16 protein-coding genes are annotated in these 15,223 nt (G+C 61.5%); 15 read left to right on the top strand and 1 reads right to left on the bottom strand.

Features of this window, described 5'->3' with window-relative positions:
• Window positions 1-96: 96 nt before the first annotated feature.
• The 6 genes from secY to rplQ all read left to right on the top strand — a co-directional run bounded on the left by secY (window position 97) and on the right by rplQ (window position 4,787).
• Complete coding sequence (gene secY, locus EOA16_RS22170; protein WP_127260177.1) at window positions 97-1,437, top strand: preprotein translocase subunit SecY; 1,341 nt, start codon at window positions 97-99, stop codon at window positions 1,435-1,437.
• A complete protein-coding gene (locus EOA16_RS22165) occupies window positions 1,434-2,030 on the top strand; it encodes an adenylate kinase (protein ID WP_013531436.1) in 597 nt (198 codons plus the stop codon). Before secY ends, EOA16_RS22165 begins: the two co-directional genes overlap by 4 nt.
• Before the next feature lie 210 nt (window positions 2,031-2,240).
• Window positions 2,241-2,609 carry a 30S ribosomal protein S13 gene (rpsM, locus tag EOA16_RS22160; RefSeq protein WP_013531437.1) on the top strand — a complete coding sequence of 123 codons (369 nt, stop codon included), beginning with the start codon at window positions 2,241-2,243 and terminating at the stop codon, window positions 2,607-2,609.
• A gap of 140 nt (window positions 2,610-2,749) precedes the next feature.
• A complete protein-coding gene (gene rpsK / locus EOA16_RS22155; RefSeq protein WP_006205444.1) occupies window positions 2,750-3,139 on the top strand; it encodes a 30S ribosomal protein S11 in 390 nt (129 codons plus the stop codon).
• 101 nt (window positions 3,140-3,240) lie between these two features.
• Window positions 3,241-4,251 carry a DNA-directed RNA polymerase subunit alpha gene (locus EOA16_RS22150; RefSeq protein WP_013531438.1) on the top strand — a complete coding sequence of 337 codons (1,011 nt, stop codon included), beginning with the start codon at window positions 3,241-3,243 and terminating at the stop codon, window positions 4,249-4,251.
• Between the two features lie 104 nt (window positions 4,252-4,355).
• Window positions 4,356-4,787 (top strand): 50S ribosomal protein L17, encoded by a 432-nt coding sequence (gene rplQ, locus EOA16_RS22145; protein WP_127260176.1) that lies wholly within the window; start codon window positions 4,356-4,358, stop codon window positions 4,785-4,787.
• A 66-nt stretch (window positions 4,788-4,853) separates the two neighbouring features.
• Here the strand turns inward: rplQ and EOA16_RS22140 are convergent, their stop codons facing one another.
• The gene (locus tag EOA16_RS22140) at window positions 4,854-5,507 is read right to left on the bottom strand and encodes a hypothetical protein (RefSeq protein WP_127260175.1); all 654 of its coding nucleotides are present in this window, start codon (window positions 5,505-5,507) and stop codon (window positions 4,854-4,856) included.
• 112 nt (window positions 5,508-5,619) lie between these two features.
• On the opposite strand from EOA16_RS22140, the gene EOA16_RS22135 reads away from it, so the two are divergent.
• The 9 genes from EOA16_RS22135 (at window position 5,620) to EOA16_RS22095 (ending at window position 15,186) form a co-directional block, all read left to right on the top strand.
• Window positions 5,620-7,107 (top strand): DegQ family serine endoprotease, encoded by a 1,488-nt coding sequence (locus tag EOA16_RS22135; protein WP_127260174.1) that lies wholly within the window; start codon window positions 5,620-5,622, stop codon window positions 7,105-7,107.
• Between the two features lie 47 nt (window positions 7,108-7,154).
• On the top strand, window positions 7,155-8,462 hold the full coding sequence (locus tag EOA16_RS22130; protein ID WP_127260173.1) for a replication-associated recombination protein A: 1,308 nt from the start codon (window positions 7,155-7,157) through the stop codon (window positions 8,460-8,462).
• Between the two features lie 5 nt (window positions 8,463-8,467).
• Window positions 8,468-9,148, top strand: coding sequence for a DUF930 domain-containing protein (locus tag EOA16_RS33300; protein WP_245455996.1), 681 nt, complete (start codon window positions 8,468-8,470; stop codon window positions 9,146-9,148).
• A gap of 161 nt (window positions 9,149-9,309) precedes the next feature.
• Entirely contained in the window at window positions 9,310-10,140 is an 831-nt protein-coding gene (locus EOA16_RS22120; RefSeq protein ID WP_127260172.1) for an aspartyl/asparaginyl beta-hydroxylase domain-containing protein, read from the top strand.
• A 170-nt stretch (window positions 10,141-10,310) separates the two neighbouring features.
• On the top strand, window positions 10,311-11,969 hold the full coding sequence (locus EOA16_RS22115; RefSeq protein ID WP_127260171.1) for a hypothetical protein: 1,659 nt from the start codon (window positions 10,311-10,313) through the stop codon (window positions 11,967-11,969).
• A gap of 76 nt (window positions 11,970-12,045) precedes the next feature.
• A complete protein-coding gene (gene crcB / locus EOA16_RS22110) occupies window positions 12,046-12,420 on the top strand; it encodes a fluoride efflux transporter CrcB (RefSeq protein WP_127260170.1) in 375 nt (124 codons plus the stop codon).
• 62 nt (window positions 12,421-12,482) lie between these two features.
• Window positions 12,483-13,463, top strand: a complete 981-nt coding sequence (locus EOA16_RS22105) for an RluA family pseudouridine synthase (RefSeq protein ID WP_127260169.1) — start codon at window positions 12,483-12,485, stop codon at window positions 13,461-13,463.
• A gap of 47 nt (window positions 13,464-13,510) precedes the next feature.
• Window positions 13,511-14,383, top strand: a complete 873-nt coding sequence (locus tag EOA16_RS22100; RefSeq protein WP_164754358.1) for a DMT family transporter — start codon at window positions 13,511-13,513, stop codon at window positions 14,381-14,383.
• A gap of 11 nt (window positions 14,384-14,394) precedes the next feature.
• The gene (locus EOA16_RS22095) at window positions 14,395-15,186 is read left to right on the top strand and encodes an ATP12 family chaperone protein (protein WP_127260167.1); all 792 of its coding nucleotides are present in this window, start codon (window positions 14,395-14,397) and stop codon (window positions 15,184-15,186) included.
• The last annotated feature ends 37 nt before the right edge of the window (window positions 15,187-15,223 follow it).

Raw genomic sequence — 15,223 nt, 5'->3', positions numbered from 1 at the left:
TTGCATGTTTAGAGCCCGGAGCTTATCTCGTGAGCTTCGGTGAAACGCGCCGCCTGACCTCAGGGCCATCAAGCGTTACCAAGCGGAGAATCAGGCATGGCTTCGGCTGCTGAACAATTAGCCTCGAATCTGAATTTCTCGGCCTTCGCCAAGGCGGAGGATTTGAAGAAGCGCATCTGGTTCACGATCGGCGCGCTGCTCGTTTATCGCCTCGGCACCTACATCCCGCTTCCCGGTATCAATCCCGACGCCTTCGCCCAGGCCTTCTCTTCGCAGAGCAAGGGTGTGCTCGGCATGTTCAATATGTTCGCCGGCGGCGCCGTGCAGCGCATGGCGATCTTTGCGCTCGGCATCATGCCTTACATCTCAGCCTCCATCATCATGCAGCTGATGACCTCTGTCATCCCGTCCCTGGAAGCGCTGAAGAAGGAAGGCGAACAGGGCCGCAAGGTCATCAACCAGTACACGCGCTACGGCACCGTGCTGCTTGCACTGGTTCAGGCCTATGGCATTTCTGTCGGTCTGGAAGGCGGCAATGGCATCGTCAGCGATCCCGGCATGTTCTTCCGCATCTCGACCGTCGTCACGCTGGTCGGCGGCACCATGTTCCTGATGTGGCTGGGCGAGCAGATCACCGCCCGCGGCATCGGCAACGGCATTTCGCTGATCATCTTCTCCGGCATCGTCGCCGGCCTGCCGCACGCCATCTCCGGCACGCTGGAGCTTGGCCGCACCGGCGCGCTGTCGACCGGCCTGATCCTGGCGATCATCGTGCTGGCCGTCGTCGTCATCGCGCTCATCGTGTTCTTCGAGCGCGCCCAGCGCCGCTTGCTGATCCAGTATCCGAAACGCCAGGTCGGCAACCGCATGTTCCAGGGCGATACCTCGCATCTGCCGCTGAAGCTCAACACGTCGGGTGTCATTCCGCCGATCTTCGCCTCGTCGCTGCTGTTGCTGCCGGCCACCGTCGCAGGCTTCTCGCAGACGACCAACATGCCGGCTTGGGCAAGCACCATCCTGGCCGCGCTCGGCCATGGCCAGCCGCTCTACATGGCATTCTATGCGGCGATGATCGTGTTCTTCGCCTTCTTCTACACTGCGATTGTCTTCAACCCGAAGGACACCGCCGACCAGCTCAAGAAGCATTCAGGCTTCATCCCGGGTTATCGTCCGGGCGAGCGCACCGCCGATTACATCGATTACGTTCTCACCCGCATCACCGTCGTCGGCGCCATCTATCTGGTGCTGGTGTGCCTGCTGCCGGAGTTCCTGATCTCGGCGACTGGCGTACCATTCTACCTTGGTGGCACATCGCTTCTGATCGTGGTCAGTGTCACGCTCGATACGGTTGCGCAGATTCAGGGTCACCTGATCGCGCACCAGTATGAAGGCCTGATCAAGAAGTCGAAGCTGCGCGGGGGGAAGAAAGCCAGATGAGGTTGATATTGCTTGGGCCGCCAGGAGCGGGCAAGGGGACGCAAGCACAAAGACTGGTAGAAAAACACGGCATACCCCAGCTCTCGACGGGCGACATGCTGCGTGCTGCCGTCCAGGCAGGCACCGAAGTGGGCAAGCGCGCCAAGGCGGTGATGGATGCCGGTGAACTGGTGTCCGACGCGATCGTCAACGCGATCGTCGCCGAACGTATCGATCAGCCCGACTGCGCCAAGGGGTTCATCCTCGACGGCTATCCGCGGACCCTGGTGCAGGCGGATGCGGTCGAGCAGATGCTGTCGGATCGCTCCCAGGGCCTCGACGCCGTCATTGAGCTCGTGGTCGACGACAAGGCCCTGGTTGGCCGGATCGTCAAGCGTGCCGACGAGGCGCAGGCTGCCGGCCTTCCCGTTCGCAAGGATGACAACCCGACCGTGTTCGAAGAACGCCTGAGGGAATATTACAAGAAGACGTCGCCGCTGATTGGTTACTACTATGCCAAGGGCAAGCTCCGCAGTGTCGACGGCATGGCCGATATCGACGCCGTGACGGAACAGATCGAAGCGGTGCTCAAGGACGCAGTGCGGGGAAATTAACGATTGCACTTGACGGGAGCGGTCCGCTGCGGTATGGCGGCCCGTCTTCCTATCAGGCATGAGCTTTGCTTGTCCGCAAGGGCAAGGCAGCCGCATTGAACTGGAAACTCCCGCATGGGCCGGCCTCCACCGGACGCGGGGCAACTTAAGACAGCGCCGAGCCTGCCTTGTTTTTGAGGATTGGCTGGCCCACATGGAGAAGGGAAGAACATGGCTCGTATAGCCGGCGTCAACATTCCGACCAACAAGCGCGTTGTCATTGCGCTTCAGTACATTCACGGCATTGGCAAGCGGTTCGCCCAGGAGATCGTCGACAAGGTCGGCATCCCGGCCGAGCGTCGCGTCAACCAGCTGACCGACGCGGAAGTGCTGCAGATCCGCGAAACCATCGACCGCGATTACCAGGTTGAAGGCGACCTGCGCCGCGAAGTCTCGATGAACATCAAGCGGCTCATGGACCTCGGCTGCTACCGCGGCCTGCGTCACCGCCGCTCGCTGCCGGTCCGTGGCCAGCGCACGCATACCAATGCGCGCACCCGCAAGGGCCCGGCCAAGTCGATCGCCGGCAAGAAGAAGTAATAAGAGTAAGTAGTTGGTAGTGAGTAGTGAGAAGCGGCGCTAGCGCCCGCACCTCGTCACTACCCACTAACTCCCTATTCACTCTTCTAGGTGGAGCCGCTGGCATTACGGCGGTGTAGAGATCAACTGAAAGGACTATCATGGCCAAGGAAGCCGCTCGTGTTCGCCGTCGCGAACGCAAGAACATCTCGTCGGGCGTTGCCCACGTCAATTCGACCTTCAACAACACGATGATCACCATCACCGACGCGCAGGGCAATTCGATCGCCTGGTCGTCGGCCGGTGCCCAGGGCTTCAAGGGTTCGCGCAAGTCGACCCCGTTCGCTGCCCAGATGGCTGCCGAGGATGTTGCCAAGAAGGCCCAGGAACACGGCATGCGCATGCTCGAAGTCGAGGTCTGCGGACCCGGCTCCGGTCGTGAATCGGCACTGCGCGCCTTGCAGGCGGCCGGCTTCACCATCACCTCGATCCGTGATGTGACGCCGATCCCGCACAATGGCTGCCGCCCGCGCAAGAAGCGTCGCGTCTAAGCATTTACCGAACGCCGCGCGAGCGCCCTGGGCGCTCCTCCACGGCATTCCAGGTCGCCCGCCACGATTGGATGGTGGCGGGTCAACGGAAGGAAAGCATCATGATCCAGAAAAATTGGCAGGAACTGATCAAGCCGAACAAGATCGAGTTCTCGTCGAAGAAGAAGACGCTGACCACGCTGGTCGCCGAACCGCTCGAGCGTGGCTTTGGCCTGACGCTGGGCAACGCGCTGCGCCGCGTGCTTCTGTCTTCGCTGCGCGGTGCGGCTGTCACCGCCGTGCAGATCGACGGCGTTCTGCATGAATTCTCGTCCATCGCCGGTGTGCGCGAGGACGTGACCGACATCGTCTTGAATATCAAGGAAATCGCCATCCGCATGGAAGGCGATGGTCCCAAGCGCATGGTCGTTCGCAAGCAGGGACCGGGTGCGGTTCTTGCCGGCGACATCCAGACGGTTGGCGACGTCGAGATCCTCAATCCCGACCACGTCATCTGCACGCTGGACGAAGGCGCTGAAATCCGCATGGAATTCACCGTCGACACCGGCAAGGGTTACGTGCCGGCCGACCGCAACCGCGCCGAAGACGCGCCGATCGGCCTGATCCCGGTCGACAGCCTTTATTCGCCGGTCAAGAAGGTCTCCTACAAGGTCGAAAACACCCGCGAGGGCCAGGTTCTCGACTATGACAAGCTGACCATGACGATCGAGACCGACGGTTCGATCACCGGCGAGGACGCGGTGGCTTTCGCCGCCCGCATCCTGCAGGACCAGCTCGGCCTGTTCGTCAACTTCGACGAGCCGCAGAAGGAAGTCGCCGCCGAGGCCGTCACCGAGCTCGCCTTCAACCCGGCGCTGCTCAAGAAGGTCGACGAACTCGAGCTTTCGGTGCGTTCGGCCAACTGCCTGAAGAACGACAACATCGTCTATATCGGCGACCTGATCCAGAAGACCGAAGCCGAGATGCTGCGCACCCCGAACTTCGGCCGCAAGTCGCTGAACGAGATCAAGGAAGTCCTGGCGGCGATGGGCCTGCACCTCGGCATGGAAGTGCCGGACTGGCCGCCGGAAAACATCGAAGACCTCGCCAAGCGTTACGAAGACCAATATTGAGCATGAATTCCAAGGATCGGCGGCGTGAGCCGCTCGATCCGACGGTCATGCGGAAAACCATCAGAGGCCGCGGCCTCTTGAACAACTGAAGAAGGAAAAGAGCCATGCGCCACGGTTTCAAAGGCCGTCGCTTCGCCCGAAGCATTAGCCATCGCAAGTCGATGTTCGCCAACCTCGCCGTGTCGCTGCTCGAGCACGAGCAGATCGTCACGACCTTGCCGAAGGCGAAGGACCTGCGTCCGATCGTCGAGAAGCTGGTGACGCTCGGCAAGCGCGGCGACCTGCATGCCCGCCGCCAGGTCATTGCCCAGATCGGCAATGAAGGCGTCGTCAAGCGTCTGTTCGACACCATCGCGCCGCGCTACGCCAGCCGCAATGGCGGCTATCTGCGCATCATGAAGGCCGGCTTCCGCCACGGTGACAACGCCGCCATGGCCGTCATCGAGTTCGTCGATCGCGACGTCTCGGCCAAGGGCGCCGGCGACCGCGCCCGCATCGAAGCCGAAAGCGCTGACGCGGACGCCGCAGCCGCATAAGGCTCGGTTTTCCCAATTGAGTTCAAAGGGGCCTGCGGGCCCTTTTTTGTTGCCAGCGTCTTTGGTCTATCGAGCGACGGTCAGGTAGTCGCGACCGCTCAGTAGATTCCAATTGAAAGCGCCGGGGATCTCTTCGAACGCCGGCTGGGAATAGGAATAGATACTGTCGAGAGTGGCATGGGAATCGATATCTCTGACCAATTGCGGCACGGCGGAACCGGCCAGGTATTCTTTGGCGTCCCCGTCTTCGATGAAGTCCGTATCGACTCGGAAATGAATCTGGATGGGACCCGCGCAGATGTTCAGCAAGATATCGTCGCTCACGGCGGCGTAGAACACTGCTGCCTCTTCTGGAGTCCAAAGGCCGGCAGCCAGGAATTCCGAAGGCTTCGTGTCTCCACGGAACCCATCCAATGAGAGCACAAGGCGATCGGTGAGAATCTCAAAATCTCCTTCGAGATAGCCTGCTTCTTCGATCTGAAACCAGTTCATCTGATGAGGTGCTTCTTCAGCAAAGGAAATTTCGAGCTTTCCAAAAGTCCAGTAGACCGGAATTGTCTCTGCATGTTCCGTGATCCAGCCGTCGGGCGGACCTAGCACACTGGCGATGTCGATCATTTTCAGAAAAGGGGAAACAGGCCCCAAAGTGCCGGTCCTCAAAAAGTCACGGAATGACAGGAGTTTTTTTGTCATGAGGTCCGACCAGTTTTTCAGTTCCAAGTCGACCTATAGCTGCTTTGCAGTCCAAAATAATCGGATTTCAGCGGCTTAGCCTTTCATTTTGCACAATCGTCGGGACAATGCCCCCGAACTTGCCTTGGAGGATTCGCGAATGCGCGCCAGAAGACTGCCCTTCGTTCTGCTTTTCGCCATGATGGCGTTTGCGGCCGCACCGGCGGTCAGGCAGGCATTGGCCGAGGAGACCAAGACCGATCCCGGCCTGTCCGATGTGCTGACCGACCTTCTGCATGGCGTGGAAGGCGAAAACGCCACGGCTGGTCCCGACAAGCGCGTGCCGTTCGGCCGCGAAGAAGTGCAGCTCTCGTTTGCGCCGCTGGTCAAGCAAACGGCGCCGGCCGTGGTCAATGTCTATGCCTCGCAGACCGCAAAGGTGACGTCGCCTTTCGACGGCGATCCGTTCTTCGAGGAATTCTTTGGCCATTCGCAGCCGCGGGCGCAGTCTTCTCTGGGCTCCGGCGTGCTGGTCGACCCGACCGGCGTCGTGGTCACCAATTACCACGTCATCAAGGATGCCGATCAGGTCAAGGTGGCGACCGCGGACGGGCGTGAGTTCGACAGCAAGGTGCTGCTCAAGGACGAGACGCTCGACCTTGCCGTGCTCAAGATCACCTCGGACAAGCCGTTTCCGGTCATTGCCATCGGCGATTCCGACGCGCTCGAGGTCGGCGATCTGCTGCTGGCCATCGGCAACCCCTTCGGCGTCGGCCAGACCACCACCAGCGGCATCGTCTCGGCACTGGCCCGCAGCCATATCGGCGTCTCCGATTCCAGCTTCTTCATCCAGACCGACGCCGCCATCAATCCCGGCAATTCCGGCGGTGCGCTGATCAATATGGGCGGCCAGCTGGTCGGCATCAACACGGCCATCTACAGCCGCAGCGGCGGTTCGATCGGCATCGGCTTTGCCATTCCCTCGAACATGGTTCGCGCCTTTGCCGACGCGGCCAAGGCCGGGCTCGACTTCTTCGAGAGGCCCTATATCGGCGCCGAGTTCGAAGCGGTGACGCCGCAGATCGCAGAATCGCTCGGCATGGAGAAGCCGACCGGTGCACTGGTCTCGTCGGTCGAGGCGACCGGCCCGGCCGCCAAGGCGGGGCTCAAGCCTGGCGACGTCGTGCTGCAGCTCAACGGCAAGCCGGTCGAGAGCATCGAAGCGCTGGACTACCGGATGGCGACGCTGTCGATCGGCACCACCGCCAATTTCGCGGTTTTGACCAAGGGCCAGCAGGCGGCGATGGACATCGCGCTCGAGCGCGCCCCGGAAGGCATGAAGGCTGCCGAGGTGACGCTGCATGGCCGCAGCCCGTTCTCGGGCGCCAAGGTCGCGGAACTGTCGCCCCGGCTCGCTCAGCGGCTTGGCCTGCGCACGGACATCAAGGGCGTCACCGTGGTCGACATCAACCGCGATTCACCGGCCGCCGATTTCGGCTTCCAGCCGGGCGACATCGTGCGCGAGGTGAACGGCACCACCATCGATACCGCCGCGACCCTGGAGCTGGCGGCCAAGACGGATACACGCTGGTGGCGCTTTACCGTCGAGCGCGGCGGGCAGATACTGCGTCAGGTGTTGCGTTACTAGGGCACAGCCCGTCCATTCGGGCTCATGCTCCAACGAAAAAGAAGTGCATGGCCGATCTGTTCAGCGTCGATGAACCGGAAAAGGCGCCGCTAGGGCGGCCGCTGGCCGACAGGCTGCGGCCGAAGAATCTTGGCGAGGTCGTCGGCCAGGAGCATCTGACCGGCCCCGACGGCGCGCTGACCCGGCTGATCGGTTCGGGTTCGCTCGGCTCAATGATCTTCTGGGGGCCGCCCGGCACCGGCAAGACGACCGTGGCGCGGTTGCTCGCCGGCGAAACCAGCCTGGCCTTCGAGCAGATATCGGCCGTCTTTTCTGGCGTCGCCGACCTGAAGAAGGTGTTCGAAGCAGCCAAGCTGCGCCGCGCCAATGGCCGCCAGACCTTGCTGTTCGTCGATGAGATACATCGCTTCAACCGCGCCCAGCAGGACAGTTTCCTCCCCGTCATGGAGGACGGGACAGTCGTGCTGGTTGGCGCCACGACCGAAAACCCGTCCTTCGAACTCAATGCCGCTCTGCTGTCGCGCGCGCGCGTTCTGGTCTTCCATTCGCTTGGCGAGGAGAGCATCTCCAAGCTGATGGTACGGGCCGAGGAAACCGAGGGCAGGGCGCTGCCGCTCGACGACGAGGCGCGGGCCATGCTCATACGCATGAGCGATGGCGATGGCCGGGCCTCGCTGACACTCGCGGAAGAAGTCTGGCGGGCAGCCAAACCGGGCGAGGTCTTCGATCCTGAGGGCCTGCAGCGCATCGTCCAGCGCCGAGCGCCGATCTACGACAAGGGCCAGGACGGCCATTACAATCTGATCTCGGCGCTGCACAAATCGGTACGCGGTTCAGATCCTGACGCGGCTCTCTACTATCTTGCACGCATGTTCGATGCCGGCGAGGATCCGCTCTATCTAGGCCGCCGGCTGGTGCGCATGGCCATGGAAGACATCGGCCTTGCCGACCCGCAGGCGCTTGTCGTCGCCAATGCCGCCAAGGATGCCTACGACTATCTCGGCTCGCCCGAAGGCGAACTCGCCTTTGCCGAGGCCACCGTCTATCTCGCCACCGCACCCAAATCCAACGCCGTCTACAACGCTTTCAAAGCGGCCACGCGGGCCGCGAAGGAGCACGGCTCGCTGCTGCCGCCCAAGCACATCCTCAATGCGCCGACCAAGCTGATGAAAGAGGAGGATTACGGCGCCGGCTATCGTTACGATCATGACGAGCCGGATGCCTTTTCGGGGCAGGATTATTTTCCGGAGAAAATGGGCCGCCAGACCTTCTACGATCCCCCCGAGCGCGGCTTCGAGCGCGACATCAGGAAGCGGCTCGATTATTGGGCGAAGCTGCGCAAAGAGCGGGAATAGCAGGCTTGCGTGACCCGGTCGTCGTCACGCTCCGAGATGAGGCTTCGCCGTGGGGCATTCCCGCCGCGGTCGTTTTCCACACGCTGCTCGCCGCGATGCTGGCCTTGATGCCGTTGCCGAAGCGGCCGAAGCGGTTGGATGAGGAGCGGGTGTCGGTCGACATCCTGACGCCGCAACAGTTCGAGGCCTCGACCAGGCCGCCGCCGACGCCAGTGGCACCGGCAGTGCCTGAGGTGCGGGAAGCAGCTGTACCGCCACTCGCTTCGAGCCCACCCGTATCCCAACCGCCCACCGCCGCGGCCATGATCCGGCCGACCGAAATGCTGTCGGCCAAGACGCTGGCCGATCCGCGCAGCCGGCAGGCGCGCGCCGATCTCGCCACCTTCGCGTCCGACGAGCGCATGGTGCAATTGTGCAATCTCGAAGCCATGGATCAGATCCGCCGATGGCGCACGGATTTTCAGCCGGAGCGGGTCGTACCCTACGCAACGGCGCAGGAAAAAATCACTGGAACCACGATCGCCGCGAATGGTGCTGCTTTCCGCAGTCGCAGAAACTGGTATGGTCTGAAATTCAGGTGCCAACTGGCTGGCGACGGCGAAAGCGTCGTCGGCTTCGAATTCCTGGTTGGCGATCTGGTCCCCAGGGAAAAATGGGACGAGCTTGGCCTGCCGGCGGTGCACTGACCTGACACCGGCAGGCTTCACCAGGCAGCCAGCCGGCCGCGATACCGCGGCCGTTGTGTGGTGACCCAAAAAACCTTATCAAGGCGCACGGCCGGGCGGTGGCCGTTGCCCTGATTTTGGCACCCTCATTCGCAACAGGATCGCGCGTCGCGCGTGGAAAAATGACAAAAAACCTTCGCAAATCCCTTCGCAAATTCGCCATTGCCATCCCGCTCCTCGCCCTTGGCTTCTATTTCATTCCCATCCTGACGACGATCTTCATCATCTGCGGCCTCATCGATGTGTTGCGCAACGACAGGAAGGATCTGTCGCTGTTCTCAGGCTATTTTCTCGGCAATGGCCTGTTCACCTGGCTGCTTTCGCCGTTCAATCTGCTGGTCGACCTCCTGTGCTACAGAAATCCGGGCGTCTGGAAGCTGGAGCAGTTTCCCGCCGACTATCAGCGCGAGGTCAACGAGGTCCTGGACATCTTCAAGGCGCGCAAGGATGAGATCATCGCCGACATCGATGCCAATTTCGGCGCCGGCCGGCGCGGCATGTATGTCTACCAGTGGTACGGCAAGCACAGGATCGACAATGTCGCCGAGTTCAACAAGGATTTCAAATACATCAAGACCATCGCCGTTTCCGTGTTCAGCAAGCGCGAATCGACGTCCTGGCATTTCGGCCCGCTGCGGCTCAGCCTGCGCATTCTCTACAATCTGATCCCGGTGAAGTCGGAGATTTTCGTCGAATGCGGCAACGTCAAGAATTACTGGTACGACAATCCGCTGTTCATCTTCGACGACACGCTGCTGCATCGCTCGGTCAACGAGTATGACGGCCGCCGCTACTGCGTGTTCATGGACATTATCAGGCCATCCCCGGTTCCCCGCCTCATCGCGGGCATGCTCGCCATTGTCTCGGTGAGCGTCGAGCGCATCAATTCCATGTTCTACAAGAACTGGAAGATGATCGGTTCGACCAAGCCGAAGAATGCCGGGACGACCTGAGCTTTAGAAAATCGGCGCTGCCGGCCCCGCCGGCGGCATTTGGGTGCTCTGCATGTGAGACTTGGCCATCCTTGTCGGCCGCTCATGCGCCGGAACGGGTCCTGGCTGCATAAACGGTGGTCCCGGGCTGGCTTCGATAGTTCTGCCTCTTCTCCTTCTGGCGGCCGCAAGTGACGAAGAACAAATCTCTCGGATTTTGGGCAACGACATATGTGTGCGCCGCTCTTCTGGGAGTCGCTCTTGCTCTCAGCTATGTAGGGCTTGAACAGCCTGTCTATTACTGGGACTTCGCTGCCTATTTCGACACGTTTAGCCGGCAAGGCACGCTCTTGATTCAGAGCCCTCTCGAGTGGCTCAGCCATTTGAGGACCTCGATCGCCACGGATGACTACAGTGCGGCGATCCTGGTGCCGCTGATGCCGTTTCACATCATTTTTGGCGATTCGAGGTTTTCCTACATCGCCGGAATAGTCGCTGTTTATCTGGTCCCGACCGCTCTTCTTGTCGGCAGAATGAGCTATCTGGAGGCGGCGACCGGGACGTCTTCATGCCGAAGCTGGCTCACCGTATGGATTGCGGCCTTTCTCTACACGCCCTTCTGGGCGGCAACGCTTCGTGGGTTGCCTGACATTGCCGGCTGTCTCGCGCTTTGCGCGGCAACCTATTTTCTCTGGAAATCGAGGTTCCTGACCCGTGAACCGGTGATCAGCGGTATACGTGTCGGCGTATGCCTGTGGTTGGCATTCGTGCTGCGCCGCTGGTATGCCTATCCCGTCATCGGGGTCGGAATTTCCGCAGCCTTCTTCTGTCTTCTGCAGGTCGCGAAAGACCGGGACTTTCCGGCACTCCGCAATGCCGCCGTCGGGGGCCTGTGTGCGATCCTCGTGGTTGTCGGAGCCGCCCTGACCTTCCAGCAGCCCCTGATCCTCAAGATACTGGGAACCAGCTATGGCGACCTTTACAGCGGATACAAGACAAGCTTCGTTTCACAGCTTGACCAGGTAGGATCACGGCTCAGCTATGTGAACTGGCTGTTGATCTTATTTGGCCTTTACGTCTCCATCATACGCCGAAACATATTTTCCCTGTTCTGTGCCGTTGCTTCGGTACTCACCTTCTTCCTCTTCACCCGCATGCAGGACCCGGATCGCCATCATTCGGTGCCAATGTTTCTTTGGCTCTTTCCTGCCTACGCCCAAGCAATCGTTGCGATCGTTTCGATGCCGGCGCTGAGATCGCGATGGTCGAACGCCGCGATAGCCGTTGGCGCCGTGCTGGCGTTTTTCGGTACTTTTTTCCCGATTGGCCGTCAGGTGCTGTCACCGATCAGCTACGTCTTTGCCAGGGAAGCCACGCTCCCGCTGCACCTCGACAATCTTCCAGAATACAGGCGCCTTATCGATGACCTTCTTGGAAAGATGGGACCGGGGGACCGGCTGTCGGTATTTGCATCCAGCGGGATCATGAGCGACTCATTGCTGTATGAAATGGACAAGGACCTTTACCCTCGCATCGAGTGGGCTTGTCAGGTCGATAGTCGCGATCGATTCAGACCGGCGGCGTTGAAGTCCAAATACGTTGTCGTGACCGACCCGCCTGTCGTCCATCTGCAGCCGGGTGCGCAGCTCTGTGTCTCGATACCAGACCAATACATTGTCGAAGGCAAAGGCATCGGCGCAGCATACAGGCGCATTGCAGCGTACCAGCTGTCCGGCAACGTCAAGGGCTACCTCTACGAACAGGTGCGCCCTGTCGGCAAAACGGAGATCGATGACCTCTATAACGAACTCAGGAAAAAATATCCGGGATGGGCAACGCCTGAGTGGTGACGAGCTCGGCTGATCTGTGCGGTTGCGCCCACAACGAGGGATTGACCGGGCAGCCCTGTGGGGGCAGTAAACGGTCATGTTCAATCTGCTTCTCGTCATCGCCGGTGGCGGGATCGGTGCCGGAATTCGTCACCTCACCAACATCGGCGCGCTGCGCCTTGTCGGCCCTAACTATCCCTGGGGCACGATGGCCATCAACGTCATCGGCTCCTTCGCCATGGGGCTGTTCATCGCCTCCATGATGCGCCGTGGCGGATCGAACGAGATCAGGCTGTTCGTTGCGACCGGCATTCTTGGCGGCTTCACAACCTTCTCAGCCTTTTCGCTCGACTTCGCGACGCTGTGGGAGCGGGGAGCCACGCTGCCTGCGCTGGGTTATGCCCTTGCCAGCGTCATTGGCGCCATTATCGCCCTGTTTCTGGGACTTTGGCTCGCAAGAAGCCTGCCTTAGTGCTATTGCCGCGCCAAGAACAGGCCGGGCTTCGCTCGGGAAACGGATAAGCGACAAAAAACATGGCAGGCGTTGAACAGATCACGGTGGAGGCCGGCGAGGCGGGCATGCGGCTCGACCGCTGGTTCAAGACCCATTTCCCGGGCCTTGGTTTCGGCCATTTGCAGAAGCTTCTGCGCTCCGGCCAGATCCGTGTCGACGGCGGCCGGGTCAAGGCCGACACTCGTGTCGAGCCCGGCCAGATGGTTCGCGTCCCACCGCTCGAGGTCGACAAGAAGGGCGAGAGTGCGCTGACTGGCCACTCGATCCGCAACCAGGGCGATGCCGATGTCCTGTCGAAAATGCTGATCCATGAAGACCCTAAGGTTTTCGTCTTCAACAAGCCGGCGGGCCTTGCGGTGCAGGGCGGCTCGGGCGTCACCCGCAATGTCGACGACATGCTGGAGGCCTGGCGCAACCAGAAGGGCGAGAAGCCCAGATTGGTTCACAGGCTCGACCGCGACACCTCGGGCGTGCTGGTCGTCGCCCGCAGCCGGCTGGCCGCCATGAAGCTCTCGGAAGCGTTTCGCGCCCGCGAGACCAAGAAGACCTATTGGGCACTGGTCAAGGGCGTGCCGCCCAAGCGCGAGGACAAGATCTCGACTTGGCTGATCAAGGAGCCGACGCCGGATGGTGACCGCGTGCGTATCGCCGCGCACGGCGAAAAGGGCGCCGACCATGCCGTGTCCTATTACCGGATCATCGAGCAGGCGGCGCAGACGATGACCTGGCTGGAGATGGAGCCTTATACCGGCCGCACCCACCAGCTTCGCGTTCATGCCGCCCACATCGGCTGCCCGATCCTGGGCGATCCGAAATATTTCGAGGCCGACACCAACTGGGACTTTCCCGGCGGCATTCAAAACCGCCTGCATCTGCACGCCCGCCGCATCATCATTCCGCATCCCGACAAGGGCGTCATCGATGTCACCGCGCCAATGCCACCGCACATGCGCCAGAGCTGGAACCTGATCGGCTTCGACGACGCCAGCGCGGAGGACTGATCGTGAGCGGCGCCACCGACGCGCTCGACCGGCGCGACACGGTCGACATGGCCGCCGCCGCCATCATGGTCGGACTGACCTTTTCCTGGGGGCTGAATTACGTCGCCGCCAAGATCTCCTACGCCGGCTATGACCCGGTTTTCCTGTCGATCGCGCGCTCGATCATCGGTGGCCTGTGTGTCTTTGCCTGGTGCCGGTGGCGCGGCATCGCGCTTTTCACGCCCGACGGGACTTTGCTCGCCGGCATCGTGGTTGGCGCGCTTTTCGGCATCGAGTTCCTTTGCCTTTATGTCGGCCTGGAGCATACGACCGTTGCCCGCAACACGCTGCTGGTCAACACGATGCCGTTCTGGATGCTGCTCGGCGGCCATTTCCTGCTCGGCGAGCAGATCACGTTGAGAAAATTCCTTGGCCTGCTGCTGGCCTTTGCCGGCCTTGCCGCGGTGTTTTCCGACAAGCTTGGCGGTGGTGGAGACATGCTGTTCGGCGATCTGCTGAGCCTTGGCTCCGGATTCTTCTGGGCTTTGACCAACGTCCTCATCAAGCGGTCGAAGCTGGTCGAGGCGAGCGCCGAGAAGCTTCTGCTTTACCAGCTCGCCGGGGCAGCGATCGTAGGCGTATTGGTGCTGCCTCTCGCCGGCCCGCCCGTTCGCGACCCGACCGTGCTGCCGACTTTGGCGCTGCTTTTCCAGGCTGTCTACATCGTCGCCTTCACCTATGTGCTGTGGTTCTGGCTGCTGCGGCGCTATCCGGCATCAGGCCTGTCCAGTTTCACCTTCCTGTCGCCGGTTTTCGGCGTTTTGTGCGGCGCCATGTTCTTGAATGAGCCGCTGACCATGCGCATTTTCCTGGCACTTGGCCTCATTGCCGCCGGCCTGATCATCGTCAACCGGCCGGCGCGCAAGCTGACGCCGGTGTAAGAGAGACCTTCATGCGTGATATCCTCAACGACCTCGAAGCGGGCAAATATCTCTCCGACCCGGATCCTGTGCGCCGCGCCCGGATCCAGATGAAGACGCATCTGCCGAAGCGCTTCTACAAGGCCGCCTCTGTCGCACCTGTCGACAATGGCTTCGCCGTGCATCTCGACGGCAAGCCGGTGCGCACCCCAGGCAAGGCGCTGCTGGCGCTGCCTACCGAGGCGGCAGCCGCGCTCGTCGCCGACGAGTTCGCCGCCCAAAGCGAGACCATCGATCCGGTGACCATGCCGGTGATGCGTCTCGTCAACACCGCCATCGACGGCGTCGCCAGCGACCCGCAGGCGGTGCTGGAGGATATCCTGCGCTTTGCCTCATCCGATCTGCTCTGCTATCGCGCCGACGCACCCCAAGGGCTGGTGGAGCGGCAGAACCAGCATTGGGACCCTGTGATCGACTGGGCGAGGGCGACGCTCGGGGCTCGCTTCAATCTCGCCGAGGGGATCATCCATGTCGAGCAGCCGCGCGAAAGCATCGCCGTGCTGGGCAGCCATCTTGCCCAGCGAACTGAGCCGCTGCGGCTGGCCGCCATCCACGTGATGACCTCGCTGACCGGCTCGGCTCTGCTGGCGCTGGCTGTCGATTTCGGCGAACTCGATGCCGATTCTGCCTGGGCCGCCGGCTATGTCGACGAGGACTGGCAGATCGAGCACTGGGGGCAGGATGCAGAGGCCGTTGCCCGCCGCGCGGCTCGCAAGCGCGACATGATGGCTGCTGTCGGCCTGCTGGAAGCGCTCAAGGGCTAGGGGTTTCCCAGCTCGCCCGGTTTCATCCCGCAGCGCA

This window comes from Mesorhizobium sp. M7A.F.Ca.US.008.03.1.1 (assembly GCF_003997495.1).
In the GTDB taxonomy this organism is placed as follows: Bacteria; Pseudomonadota; Alphaproteobacteria; order Rhizobiales; family Rhizobiaceae; genus Mesorhizobium.
This window is presented reverse-complemented; position numbering and strand designations above follow the sequence as displayed.